Annotated in this window: 10 protein-coding genes; 1 reads left to right on the plus strand and 9 read right to left on the minus strand. The window is 46.8% G+C overall.

The window, feature by feature from the left end:
• Window positions 1-7: 7 nt before the first annotated feature.
• The 7 genes from aspS to FS818_RS14570 form a co-directional block, all read right to left on the minus strand.
• On the minus strand, window positions 8-1,786 hold the full coding sequence (gene aspS / locus FS818_RS14545) for an aspartate--tRNA ligase (protein WP_145332676.1): 1,779 nt from the start codon (window positions 1,784-1,786) through the stop codon (window positions 8-10).
• Window positions 1,787-1,975: 189 nt separating this feature from the next.
• Window positions 1,976-3,229, minus strand: coding sequence for a histidine--tRNA ligase (hisS, locus tag FS818_RS14550; protein ID WP_145332677.1), 1,254 nt, complete (start codon window positions 3,227-3,229; stop codon window positions 1,976-1,978).
• Between the two features lie 974 nt (window positions 3,230-4,203).
• Window positions 4,204-4,650 (minus strand): hypothetical protein, encoded by a 447-nt coding sequence (locus tag FS818_RS14555; RefSeq protein WP_123066289.1) that lies wholly within the window; start codon window positions 4,648-4,650, stop codon window positions 4,204-4,206.
• Between the two features lie 72 nt (window positions 4,651-4,722).
• Window positions 4,723-5,229: a type 1 glutamine amidotransferase domain-containing protein gene (locus FS818_RS14560; RefSeq protein ID WP_123066288.1), complete on the minus strand. Its 507-nt coding sequence runs from the start codon at window positions 5,227-5,229 to the stop codon at window positions 4,723-4,725.
• 251 nt (window positions 5,230-5,480) lie between these two features.
• Window positions 5,481-5,648, minus strand: coding sequence for a hypothetical protein (locus FS818_RS28800; protein ID WP_186331698.1), 168 nt, complete (start codon window positions 5,646-5,648; stop codon window positions 5,481-5,483).
• A gap of 110 nt (window positions 5,649-5,758) precedes the next feature.
• Complete coding sequence (dtd, locus tag FS818_RS14565) at window positions 5,759-6,202, minus strand: D-aminoacyl-tRNA deacylase (RefSeq protein ID WP_145332678.1); 444 nt, start codon at window positions 6,200-6,202, stop codon at window positions 5,759-5,761.
• A gap of 12 nt (window positions 6,203-6,214) precedes the next feature.
• Complete coding sequence (locus FS818_RS14570) at window positions 6,215-8,392, minus strand: RelA/SpoT family protein (RefSeq protein WP_090915582.1); 2,178 nt, start codon at window positions 8,390-8,392, stop codon at window positions 6,215-6,217.
• A gap of 314 nt (window positions 8,393-8,706) precedes the next feature.
• Between FS818_RS14570 and uraA the strand changes: the two genes are divergently transcribed.
• Complete coding sequence (gene uraA, locus FS818_RS14575; RefSeq protein ID WP_145332679.1) at window positions 8,707-10,023, plus strand: uracil permease; 1,317 nt, start codon at window positions 8,707-8,709, stop codon at window positions 10,021-10,023.
• 215 nt (window positions 10,024-10,238) lie between these two features.
• Here the strand turns inward: uraA and FS818_RS14580 are convergent, their stop codons facing one another.
• Complete coding sequence (locus FS818_RS14580) at window positions 10,239-10,754, minus strand: adenine phosphoribosyltransferase (RefSeq protein WP_090915586.1); 516 nt, start codon at window positions 10,752-10,754, stop codon at window positions 10,239-10,241.
• Window positions 10,755-10,791: 37 nt separating this feature from the next.
• Window positions 10,792-13,200, minus strand: coding sequence for a single-stranded-DNA-specific exonuclease RecJ (gene recJ / locus FS818_RS14585; protein ID WP_145332680.1), 2,409 nt, complete (start codon window positions 13,198-13,200; stop codon window positions 10,792-10,794).
• Between the last annotated feature and the right edge of the window lie 38 nt (window positions 13,201-13,238).

A 13,238-nucleotide genomic window follows, 5' to 3' on the forward strand; every position in this document is an offset into this window, starting at 1 on the left:
GCCTCCTTTATTTCTTTTCCGCGACAGGTTTACGGGCTACACGGATGTGAAGTTGTTCGAGTTGTGATCCATCCACTTCGGAAGGTGCATTCATCAAGAGATCAGTTGCACTCGCCGTTTTCGGGAAGGCAATGGTTTCACGCAGATTTGTGCGTCCTGCCAGCAACATTACGAGACGGTCCAGACCAAATGCGATACCGCCATGTGGTGGTGTACCATATTCGAATGCTTCGAGCAGATAACCGAATTTATCGTTAGCCACTTCTGGTGTAAGTCCAAGCGCAGCAAACATTTTTTCTTGTACATCACGTTTGTAGATACGCATCGAACCGCCACCGACTTCATAACCATTCAGTACAAGGTCGTAGGCTTGAGCGCGGATTGCACCCGGATCTGTGTCAAACAAATGTACATCTTCGTCTTTTGGACGTGTGAACGGGTGGTGTTCCGCCACATAACGTTTCGCTTCTTCATCATAGCCGAGTAGCGGGAAGTCCACAACCCAAGCAAACTTGAACTTGCTGTCATCGATCAGGCCCAGTTGACGTCCGATTTTCAGACGCAGGGCACCGAGAACATCAGCAACGACTTTTTTGGTGTCAGCGGAGAAGAGCAGCAAGTCCCCTTCTTCAGCGCCTGTACGTTCTTTAACCGCTTCAATCTCTTCCGGCGTAAAGAACTTCACGATTGGCCCTTTGAACTCGCCGTCTTTCACTTGAATCCAAGCGAGACCTTTAGCGCCGTAACGTGCAGCGAATGGTCCGAGATCATCGATCTCTTTACGGCTCCAAGTACCGCAGCCTTTGGCGTTCAGTACCTTCACTTCGCCGCCTTTTTCAATGACGGAAGCGAATACCTTCACACCGCTGCCTGCTACGATATCGTTCATCTCCACCAGTTCCATGCCAAAACGCAGATCTGGTTTGTCAGAACCGTATTTGCCCATGGCATCAGCATACGTAATCCGTTGGAATGGCAATTCCAGCTCAATGCCTTTCGTTTCACGAAGCAATTTGGCCATCAACTGTTCCATCATTGGTAACAGGTCATCTTGTTGCAAGAAAGACGTCTCGATGTCGACTTGAGTGAATTCCGGTTGACGGTCTGCACGCAAGTCCTCGTCACGGAAACAACGAGCGATTTGGTAGTAACGCTCAAGTCCACCAACCATCAACAATTGTTTGTAGATTTGTGGGGATTGTGGCAGGGCAAAGAATTCTCCTTCATGTACACGGCTTGGTACGAGATAGTCACGCGCACCTTCCGGGGAACTCTTGGTCAAGATTGGTGTTTCCACCTCAACGAACTCTTCTCCGTCCAGGTAATCACGGAACACTTTAGACGCTTTGGAACGCAGTTTTAAGGTTTCGAACATTTCCGGACGACGCAGGTCCAGGTAACGATATTTCAAACGCAGGGATTCATCTACCTCAACGCCATCTTCGATGAAGAATGGAGGTGTTTTGGCTGCATTCAACACTTCGATTTCCGTAATTTGAACTTCGATCTCGCCTGTTGGCAGGTTTTTGTTTACAGTCTCTGCATCACGTTTAACCACTTTACCCGTTACCGCAATGACATACTCACTGCGTACACGATCTGCGATCTGCAATGCTTCACCGGAATATGCCGGGTTAAAAACAACTTGTACAATTCCGCTGCGGTCACGCAGATCGATAAAAAGTACGCCCCCCAGGTCACGGCGGGTCTGTACCCAGCCGTTCAATGTTACTGTTTCACCGATATGTGCGTCTGTTAATGCGCCGCAATGATGACTTCTTTTCATAACCAAACTCCTCTTATGTGAAATTTCCGTTCTGTGTAAGACAAGCATGTAGCCCGCCTTCCACATTCCGGTTACGTGAAGATATATTCGAAAGGCATGCTGTCTCTGGAGAGTACCATCCGTGAAATCGGAATATCTATTCACCATAGCCACTTGCCGATTCTAAGCTTGTCATTTCAGCGTAGGTTCTTAATGATTTCCGCGTACCGTAGCCACCAGCTCATCCAGCTTAACAGTCTGCTGCTCGCCGGTATCCATCGCTTTAAGTGAGATTTCACCGCGTTCCAGTTCGTCATCCCCAAGAATCGCCGTATAACGAGCTTTGAAGCGGTCTGCTGATTTCATCTGTGCTTTCATCTTACGGCCCAGATAGTCGCGTTCGCCGGATAAGCCCGATTGACGCAATTTAAACAACAGTCGATTGACCTCACGATCAGCCGCCTCACCCAGAGCGACAAAATACACGTCAAGCGGAGCGAGTGTAGTTACTTCAATATTCTGGTGTTCCAGAATGAGTTGAATACGCTCCAGACCAATACCAAAGCCAATACCCGGCTGATCCGGTCCGCCGATATCACCAACAAGACCATTGTATCTTCCACCGCCACCAACGGTATCAATGGCTCCGATACCTTGTGCCTTTAACTCAAATGCTGTCAGCGTGTAATAATCGAGTCCCCGCACTAAACGATTGTTCACCGCGTAGTCTACGCCGAAATCGTCCAGATACGCCTGCAATTTGGCAAAATGACTCAATGATTCTTCATCCAGGCTGTCCAGGATGGACGGAGCCCCAACAAATTTATCCTGATCCACCTTACAATCCAGTACACGCAGCGGGTTACGCTCCATCCGGGATTGGCAGTCTTTGCAAAGCGTATCTTTCATTGGTCTCAGGAAACCAAGCAGCGTCTCCCGGTATTCCGCCCGACTAGTTGCATTGCCCACCGAGTTAATTTCCACTTTGACATCCTTTAGACCAAGCTCTACACACAATTGATAACCAAGCGCAATAACTTCGGCATCAATTGCCGGATCAACTGCACCAAGAGCTTCTACACCGAACTGGTGAAACTGACGCTGACGACCAGCCTGCGGACGCTCATACCGGAACATCGGACCGATATAATACAGCTTGCTCACGTCCGGTTCGCCGTACAGCTTATTCTCTACGTAAGCGCGAACTACGCCAGCTGTGCCTTCCGGACGAAGTGTCATGCTGCGATTGCCTTTGTCATCGAAGGTATACATTTCTTTCTCAACGATATCTGTCGTTTCCCCTACGCCGCGTACAAACAAAGATGTTTGCTCAAAAATCGGCGTGCGGATCTCGCGATAATTAAAACGTCGACACAGATCCCGTGCTTTTTCTTCTACATACTGCCACTTCTCCACTACTCCAGGCAGCAAATCCTGCGTTCCTGTCGGTTTCTGAAAACCCATCTGTATCCCTCCAGCATTGATTTTCTCTGTAAACGTGAATTCTAACTGTACACTTGACCACTTCGATTGTAGTACCATCTTCCGATCGCTGTTATCCCCGGATTTTCCTGATCTAACATGTAGAAATGTTAAAAATCCGGTGATAAAGGCGAACACTCCGTTTCTTCAGATTGGTTCTACACTCTACGTTCCCGTGTACAGGGAGAATCAACTTGAAAACAAAAAAATCCCTCGCCCTGTTTGCTTATGAAAAGCAAACAAAGGGACGAGAGATTGTATATACATTCACCCGTGGTACCACCCACATTCCGGAAGCCTGAGCCTATAGCCGTTCAGGTTGTTGTTGTGCTACGTCAGGATATTTTCAATGCTACATCCAGATCAACAGTTCTTCCGCTCTACGTATAACGCACGTCATGCGCAGGCCGGCTACTAAGATCCGCAGATGTTCTCTGCCTTGTTCGCCGTCTGTTCTCGGGGAAGTCATTCGTCCGCTCATCAAGAGAATCCTTACAGCCTTGGGGATTCCTCTCTGGTCATGTGGGTACGGAGTACTTGGTCCCGTCATCAAATCAGTCATATGTTTCAAAAAAACGACTTTTGTTGACTATGGTCAACGTATTATTTTCTGATTGTAATGAACCGCAGTACTAAAGTCAAGGGCTAACATCCTAAGACAGAAAAAAAACAGAAAAAAATAACCTGCACACGGTGTGCAGGTTCAAAGGATATATAAAAAAAGGGGGTCATGTGTGTTATTATAAACGCACATTGTTAAAGGCTTGTGTTACTAATATTACAGTAATATTACAAAAATGATAGCGCTTTAATTATTTATAATTTTCCACATCCTCTCTTTCTTTTTCGCCAGCAAATCTGCAGGTTCCATCGAATCATTGTGTACAACAAAAAGCCCTTACGTCTTTCCGGCTATAGAAGACCGGGCAGCGTAAGGGCCAGCTTGTTTTTATCAATTAATCGAGTTCTTCCACATAGGCATGATTAGAGCGAAGCTTATGAACGATCGCATCATAATCCTCATCTCTTACTTTGGCAGACAGAACATAATGCAGGTCATCATAGTCGGCCGAAGTCACATCTGCGGCATCCAGCATATCTCCGTCCTCATTCACTCTGTTGCGAGGATCGCGTTCAGCGTCACGATTAACATCGGTGACAACAGGAATTACATTTTCGCTAGCTGGAACACCAGGGGCAGCTCCTACGCCCATTGCACCATTCGTACCTACACCACCAGCCGTATTATAAGGAACCAGTGGAACCATAACTCGTGTATCCCTGCCAATGGCAGCATCCAGTTGACCTACTTCAAGCTGCTCGGTATGGAACGTCAATAGTGAGGTTCTTGCACCCTCTGCCTCGTCCTCGGTTCGAAAATACGCCTGAATATGTTTTGCCATGTCAAACCCTCCTTTATGGAATAAAATATATCATTAGAATGCCATCATCGTATTCAGTTTACCCTTTAATGCTTATATTACTTTCATCAATTCACGAACAAATGCTGGTTCATCTTCGGGTGTACGGGATGTAATATAGTTTCCATCCACAACCGCTTCATGATCCTTGAAATCGGCTCCTGCATTGACCATGTCATCCTTGAGTGGAGGATAAGATGTAATTGTTCGTCCCTTGAGCAGATCCGCGCTAGCCAAAATTTGCGGACCATGGCAGATTGCAGCGATTGGTTTATTGGCCGCATTGATTTCCGTAACAAATTTCAGGATATTTGCGTCTGTTCGCAAATTTTCCGGCGACGACCCACCCGGGATAACGACTGCATCATAATCTGACGCATGCACCTCTGAGATCGCTTTGTCCGTCGTATATGAAGCCTTGCCGCCCTTGCCTTGAAGCGTTTCACCCGCTTTTAACCCGATAATGTGTACCTCGTGTCCAGCCTTCTTCACCTCATCGTACGGAACCTTCATTTCTGAATCCTCAAACTCATTCGCAAGCAAAAAAGCAACTTTACTCATGATCTATGGTCTCCTTTCCGTATTCGAATGTGATTAAACCTAGAGAGATTGATTCTATCCTTTGGCACTTCTTTTGTGCCTCGTTTTGTTATTACCCCAAGGAGTGCCTTTTATAACAATCCATGCATTTGGAATTGATTTTGCAGCCTGCCTCCGGGAAGATGAAATGTGAATCATAACAGCAAAAAGCCCCGGATTGTCAAACAACCGGGGTTTCGAGCATCACTATTTTGTTTTATTAGATGGTTGAGCTATGGTCGTGGATGATGCTCCTGCCTGTCTTTATCTGAAGTTTGCAACGTCCACAATGTGCACACATGAGCAGCGGCAGATCGGGCAAGTTGAAGTGACTCCGCCAGATTGCCAGGCATCATTAGCGGCTCGTTCTGGTTCTTGGTTACTTTTGCTGATTGGCGCATAATTCAGAGAAACTCCTTTGGTCAACAAAGATACAACAACAATGTAATACCAACGTTTACTTCTCTCTCATTATGACCCCTTCACTGCGCAATTATGCGCAAGCTCAGTCTTACGAAGGACTTTCTACCATCAGGGTAACCGGCCCCCAGTTCGTAAACGTAACGTCCATCATCGCTCCGAAACGTCCCGTTTCCACCTGAATCCCTTTATCCCGCAACAACTGATTAAACGTTTCATACAAACGTTCAGCCGCTTCTGGACGAGCCGCCGCAGCAAAGCTTGGGCGTTTGCCTTTACGACAATCACCATACAGCGTAAACTGTGAAACGGACAAAACCGCACCGCCTACATCCAGCAGGCTGAGATTCATCTTTCCCTGTTCATCCTCGAAAATGCGAAGCCCGCTAATTTTATCTGCCAAGTAGATCGCATCTTTCTCCGTGTCCTCATGAGTTATGCCTACAAGCAGCATTAAACCGGATTCGATTCTGCCTGTCAATTCATTTCCCACGGTTACCTGAGCCTCTTTACAGCGTTGTACCAGCACTCTCATCTTACGGACTCCTTACTGCATAATTCGGTGTACAGAATAAACATCCTTCACCCGTTTAATTCGTTCCACAACGGCATGCAAATGATCTGTATTGCGAATCAGAATGGTGACGTGCACCAATGCCAATTTATTTTTATCCGTCCGTCCGGTGACAGCAGATATATTCGTTTTACTTTCGGAAACAGCCTGAAGCACCTCATTGAGCAGTCCATTGCGATCATGACCTGTAATCTCGATATCGACACTGTAGCTCGATTCGATATTCTCTTCCCACTCGACTTCAATTACCCGTGCTGCCTCTTCACCATCCGCACTTGTAGGGATATTTGGACAGTCACTGCGGTGCACAGAAACGCCGCGGCCGCGTGTAACATAACCGATAATGTCATCTCCAGGCACAGGGTTACAGCACCTTGCAAAGCGAACCAGCAGATTATCAATGCCTTTGACACGAATACCGTTGGTTGGTCTGTTTCTGCGTTCAGGAGCTGGCTTCAGTTCACGCATCTCGGAATTCAGTTCCAGCAGATTGGATTCTTCCTGCTCTTTGCGGAGCTTCTCCGTTGCTTTTGTGACGATCTGAGCGGCAGTAATCCCGCCAAAGCCAACCGCCGCTAGCATATCATCGATATCGTTAAACGCAAATTTCTTGGCCGCTTCCATTAGCTTGTCATCGGTCATCCACGCAGAAGGATCAAGTCCCATACGTTTCAGCTCCCGCTCGCAGCTCTCCCGGCCTTTTTCTACGTTCTCTTCACGACGTTCCTTCTTGAACCATTGTTTGATCTTCGCCCGTGCATGAGAAGATTTTGCAATTTTCAACCAGTCCTGACTTGGACCGTAAGAATGCTTGGAAGTTAAAATTTCGATAATATCGCCCGTTTTGAGATGATAGTCGAGCGGAACAATTCGGCCGTTTACTTTGGCACCAATGGTTCGATTTCCCACCTCGGTATGAATGCGGTAGGCAAAATCCAGCGGTACGGAGCCGCTTGGCAATTCAATGACTTCCCCTTTTGGCGTAAATACAAACACCAGATCCGAGAAGAAATCCATTTTGAGCGATTCGACAAATTCGGAAGCATCCTGCGCTTCATTTTGAAGTTCAAGAATTTCCCGGAAAAAGGTGATTTTATCTTCAAACTGAGGCCCTGCCGCAGTTCCTTCTTTATAAGCCCAGTGTGCCGCGATACCAAACTCGGCTGTACGGTGCATATCCCAGGTACGAATCTGTACCTCGGTTGGCTCCCCGTTAGGCCCCACCACAGTCGTGTGCAAGGACTGATACATATTGGCTTTTGGCATGGCAATATAATCCTTGAATCGTCCAGGCATCGGCTTCCATAATGTGTGGATAATGCCGAGCGTAGCATAACAGTCCTTGATATTATCCACAATAATACGAATCGCAAGCAGGTCATAAATCTCGTTAAACTGCTTGTTCTTGGTCGTCATTTTTTTGAACACACTATAGATATGTTTCGGGCGGCCAGACAAGTCTGCTTGAATGCCCATCTCTTCGAGCTTGCTTGTAATGCCATCCATTACTGTGTCGATGTACTGCTCACGTTCTGCACGTTTTTTGTGCATCAGATTTGCAATACGGTAGTATTGTTGCGGATTCAAATAACGGAGGGCGATGTCCTCCATTTCCCATTTGATCGCAGAGATCCCCAAACGGTTTGCAATCGGACAGAAAATTTCCAGTGTCTCATACGAGATCCTGCGCTGGCTTTCTTCCGACTGAAATTTGAGGGTCCGCATATTATGCAGACGGTCAGCCAATTTAATCACGATGACACGGATGTCCTGCGCCATGGCGATGAACATTTTGCGGTAGTTCTCGTTCTGCTGTTCTTCCTTGGAGCGAAACTGGATGCGTTCCAGCTTCGTCAAGCCGTCAACAAGCATGGCACACGTATTGCCGAAATGAGTGCGGATCTCTTCAAGCGACACCGTAGTGTCCTCTACTACATCATGAAGAAGTGCTGCAATAATGGAGATGGTGTCCATCTGCATATTCACAACAATGTCGGCAACCGCAAGCGGATGCAGAATATACGGTTCTCCCGATTTTCGCGTCTGTCCGTGGTGAGCCTGATCAGCAAATTCGTAAGCCTCTCGTATGCGCACCAGATCGGGTTCTTTGATATACGCCCCGGCCTTCTCGAGTAATTGCTCTATGCCCATTCTGATCTGTTCCGTGTCCTTTCTATACAAAATGGAACCCGTGACAATACATCAACACAGGTTCCCCGTAAAAGTAATTTCCTATAATTATGACGCCTTGCCCGTTTCTCGTCAACTGCTGACGAATAAGAGCGTTTATCCAATTTTTAAAAAGTCTCCGTTGTTATCCATTATTGCCGATAATTGCTGAAATAGAAGGGAAATCTGAGAAAATAAGTGATTTACAGTCCAAACCTGAAAATTGTTATTGCTAATTTGAAAGAAACTCTGTAATCTATTGAAAGTTTGTGTATCGGAAAAGGAGATGAGATTCGTTGCAACGCGAAATTCAAGTTAATCAGAAGATGCCTTTTGGCCCAGGTGCATTATTGAGTTTGCAACATTTATTCGCTATGTTTGGCAGTACAGTACTTGTACCTAACCTGTTCGGAGTGGACCCTAGCATGATTCTGTTGATGAACGGAATTGGTACGCTATTGTACATTCTGATGTGTAAAGGAAAAATCCCCGCATATCTCGGGTCAAGCTTTGCTTTTATTGCACCGGTTATGGCTGTTTTGAAAGGCCATCCAGAGAATGGTTACTCCATGGCTCTCGCAGCTTTTATCGTAACAGGAGTCGTGTTTTGCCTCGTTGCACTCATTATTAAATATGCCGGCACAGGCTGGATTAATATTGTATTTCCACCAGCCGTCATGGGTGCGATCGTAGCCCTGATTGGTCTGGAGCTTGTACCTGTCGCCGCCGGAATGGCGGGTCTCATTAATTCTGATCCTGTGAACAACCCCGGTTGGGTTCCTCAAGCCAAACCTATTATTTTATCCATGGTCACGTTAGGAATTACCGTCATCGGTGCTGTAACCTTCCGCGGCTTTCCTAAAATTATTCATATCCTGATCGGTATTGTGTCCGGTTATGCCCTAGGGTACTTTTTAAAAGAAGTGAACACAGATAAAATTGCTAACGCAGATTTCCTCTCTCTGCCAACCATAACTACACCTACATTTGATTGGTCCGTCATCTTCACAATTTTACCGGTAGCACTCGTCGTTATCGTCGAACATATCGGGCATCTACTTGTCACCAGCAGCATTGTGGGCAAAGATTTGTCCAGAGACCCTGGACTGCATCGTTCCTTGCTTGGTAATGGTGTGTCTACGATTCTGTCCGGTTTCGTGGGATCCACACCGAATACAACATATGGCGAAAACATCGGTGTTATGGCTCTGACTCGTGTCTACTCCATTTATGTTATCGGTGGTGCAGCTGTCATTGCCATCCTGCTCTCTTTCTCCGGCACGTTCTCAGCACTTATTGCGAACATTCCAGTACCTGTTATGGGTGGTGTCTCCCTCCTTCTGTTCGGAGTCATTGCGGCTTCCGGTCTACGTATCTTGGTTGAACAAAAAGTGGATTTCGCCAAACCGACAAATCTGCTCCTGACTACACTCGTATTGGTTATCGGGCTTAGCGGTACGGAAGTTTCCTTCTATGGTGTACATCTGAAAGGCATGGCACTGGCTACGATTGCCGGAATGCTTCTCAGTCTGTTGTTCAAATTGTTCGAGGTACTTGGTTTATTGAACGAAGACAGTAAAAAGCAACCCATTATCGAAAAAACACCTGACTAAGCATCATATGATAAGAATGCAAGTTCGCGTGTGCATATCTCAATATAGAGAACGTATTTCACCTTCAAAAAAGTAATTTAAAAAGCCTGCCTCCCCAACTTAATACGTTGGAGAAGCAGGCTTTTTGCCAATCGTTAATGCTGTATATTATTTCCCGGGAAACTTGGGAAGTCAACTTCTTCATAACTCACAGCAACTCATAAGTTGATTTACGTTTAGTAGTTCATTAATGTAAATACACTCATATTTTCAGGCAATTTGCCACGGCCATTCAGATCTGTCAATTCAATCAGGAATGCAGCACCTACCACATTACCGCCCAATTGTTCAATCAGATTAATGGAAGTTGCAATGGTTCCGCCCGTTGCGAGCAGATCATCTGCGATCAGGACATTTTGCCCTTTCTCGATTGCATCTGTATGCATTGCAAGTGTATCCTTGCCATATTCGAGATCATACCCTGCTTCGATTGTCGCTCCAGGCAATTTTCCACTTTTGCGAATTGGAGCAAAACCAACGCCAAGAGCGTATGCGAGTGGGGCGCCCACAACGAAACCGCGTGCTTCAGGTCCAGCAATGACATCAATTTTCAGTTCAGATACCATCTGTTTCAGTTCATTGATCGCATTGCGGTACATTTCTCCATCTTTCAGCAATGTTGTAATGTCCTTGAAGCTGATTCCCGGTTGTGGAAAGTCAGGAATGACACGAATATACTCTTTAAAATCCAAAATAATCTCCTCCTAAAATAAATACACAAACTTCCATCTAAGATACGCCCTTCATCCGGGATACCATCCATTGTGTCAGTTGAGGTGTAGATGCATCCAGCATCACCTGTTCTGTCTCGGCCATGTTTTCCAGCGCCTGATAATGACGTGCTGAAGTTAAATCACGTTTTGGCGGGCTTTCCGCAACCACGATTTTGCCGTCCTTCCGAGTAATGAAGGCCAGCTCCTCAAAAACATCAAGCATCATCGTGATCATACGCGTAGAACAACCACATTGACGACTGAGTACAGGGGTTATCTCTTGTTCCTCCACAGGTTCCGTTTTCCATTTGAACACCAGCATATAAAACCGCTTGAACAGTTCTCTGGAAGGCATCTGAAGTCGGTCTCGACGGTTGCCTGATCCGTGCAGAAGGATGATATTCTCGGCTCCGCTGAACAAAGCCAGCATTGCATCAAGTTGTTCCGGGGTTTCCGGCGTATCAAACACAAATAACGTCCGGACTTCTTCCTGCCCATACTGCTTTGCGGCAGCATTACACGGAAATAACCCGACCTTTCTATCATATACCCAAAGGCACGGTTCATACAATGAATTTCCCTCAGAAACATTGGTTTCTTTTCGAACAATGGCCCCAATCGCCCCCGCTTTATATCGCAGATGTACGTCAAGCGCACTCAGGAAGTGCTTCATTGCAATCAGCGGCTCAGCATGTCCACGCATATCAAACACTTGTGACCCAGGAACGCTGATGTCCTGAAGCATCATTTGCGGCTTTCTCATGCCATTCCATTCATTGATCGACAGTTCCCCCATCACATCGATGACAGAACCGGGGGAGAGAAATTCGGCCAGTGCTCCCTTGCCAAAAGCAACAGTTTCCAGCTGCTGACCGTCTTGTTCAAGAACCAGCTTCAAATGGCGTTTTTCCCTCCCCATGGTTCTGGTTTCCTTGACAGTCACCTGTCTCAATACAAAACGCGGTGATGGATTACTCATGCCAAACGGCTGTAATCGGTCAATCTCCTGAATCACCTTGAGTGGCACATCACTAATTCTGCATTCATCATCAGCCAGGCGCTGAGGTACAAAGTCTTCTTCGGTTAGTACCGTCGCGGCATATTCATTTAAACCCGCCTCAAGCTCTTCCAATTGATCACGATGCAACGTCATTCCTGCAGCCGCAGGATGGCCACCATAATGATCCATACTATCTTTGTTCACGGTAAGTGCCTCATAAATATCCAGACCCTCAATGGAACGCGCGGAGCCTTTGCAGACGCCACTCTCGGGATCAATTCCCAGAATCAGTGTTGGGCGATAGTATCGCTCCAGCAACTTGGAAGCCACAATGCCGACTACACCGACATTCCACCCTTCGCCCGCCAGTACGATAACATCCGGCACAGCTCCGGACCGTTGCTCCATTTTCTGTTCCAGTTGTGCTGTCGCTTCCTGTAGAATACCCTCCACGACTTGTTGCCGCTCTCGATTGAGTAGATCCAGCTGTCCCGCAAGGGTATGAGCTTCATCCAAATCTTCCGTCGTGAGCAGTGATACCGCTCTTCCCGCATGATCTAATCGGCCGCTAGCATTAATACGTGGAGCCATGGCAAAAGCTATATTAATCGAAGTCACCTGGCTTTGATCCACACCACTAATCTCAAGTAAGGCACTAACTCCAGGAAGTTTGGAACCTCTCATAGATTCGATCCCGTAACTGACGATCACCCGATTCTCGCCCTCAAGCGGCATCAAATCTGCTACCGTTCCGATCGCCGCAATCTCCATCCATTCGCCCGGCACCTCACCGATCAATGCCTGAGCAACCTTCAACGCTACACCAGCCCCGGCCAGACCTTTGAACGGATACGGACACCCAGGTAGTTTCGGATTAATCAGTGCGTACGCCTCTGGCAAAACCTCAGGGGGTTCGTGATGATCCGTCACAATGACTTCGATCCCCAGTGTTGCAGCATATGCAATCTGTTCTACAGCGCTGATTCCCGTATCAACAGTAATAATTAATGTAACCCCTTGCTGTTGAGCCCAGTCCAAAGCATGATTATGAATACCGTAACCTTCATTCGAGCGATGAGGAATATAGATATCGTATGAGGCTCCCAGATGACGCATCAGATGGATCATGAGCGATGTACTGGATACTCCATCGGCATCATAATCTCCATAAATTAAAATATGTTCTTCTCGCTCCAATGCCAGCTTGATTCGAGGAATGGCCTCACTCATGCCTAGTAGCAGATAAGGATCATGCATCTGATTCAAATCAGGATGTAAAAAACGTTCTGCCCCCTCTTCATTGTGCACACCTCGGCTTACAAGCAAACGTCCTACTAGAGGGGAAACGGAAAGCGCCTGCGATAGTGCCGCAGCCGCCTCCAGATTGATATGTGGTGTATTCCACCGATATTGCGAATATAGCAACGCTAACGCTCCTTTCCTGATCTACGAGATCCCAGCGC

Source organism: Paenibacillus xylanexedens, from assembly GCF_007680605.1.
Lineage (GTDB): Bacteria > Bacillota > Bacilli > Paenibacillales > Paenibacillaceae > Paenibacillus > Paenibacillus xylanexedens_B.

Coding starts and splice junctions, on each gene's coding strand:
- aspS (WP_145332676.1), bottom strand. CDS start 1,786: ATGAAAAGAAGTCATCATTGCGGCGCATTAACAGACGCACATATCGGT.
- FS818_RS14560 (WP_123066288.1), bottom strand. CDS start 5,229: ATGAGTAAAGTTGCTTTTTTGCTTGCGAATGAGTTTGAGGATTCAGAA.
- hisS (WP_145332677.1), bottom strand. CDS start 3,229: ATGGGTTTTCAGAAACCGACAGGAACGCAGGATTTGCTGCCTGGAGTA.
- dtd (WP_145332678.1), bottom strand. CDS start 6,202: ATGAGAGTGCTGGTACAACGCTGTAAAGAGGCTCAGGTAACCGTGGGA.
- FS818_RS14555 (WP_123066289.1), bottom strand. CDS start 4,650: ATGGCAAAACATATTCAGGCGTATTTTCGAACCGAGGACGAGGCAGAG.
- FS818_RS28800 (WP_186331698.1), bottom strand. CDS start 5,648: ATGCGCCAATCAGCAAAAGTAACCAAGAACCAGAACGAGCCGCTAATG.
- FS818_RS14570 (WP_090915582.1), bottom strand. CDS start 8,392: ATGGGCATAGAGCAATTACTCGAGAAGGCCGGGGCGTATATCAAAGAA.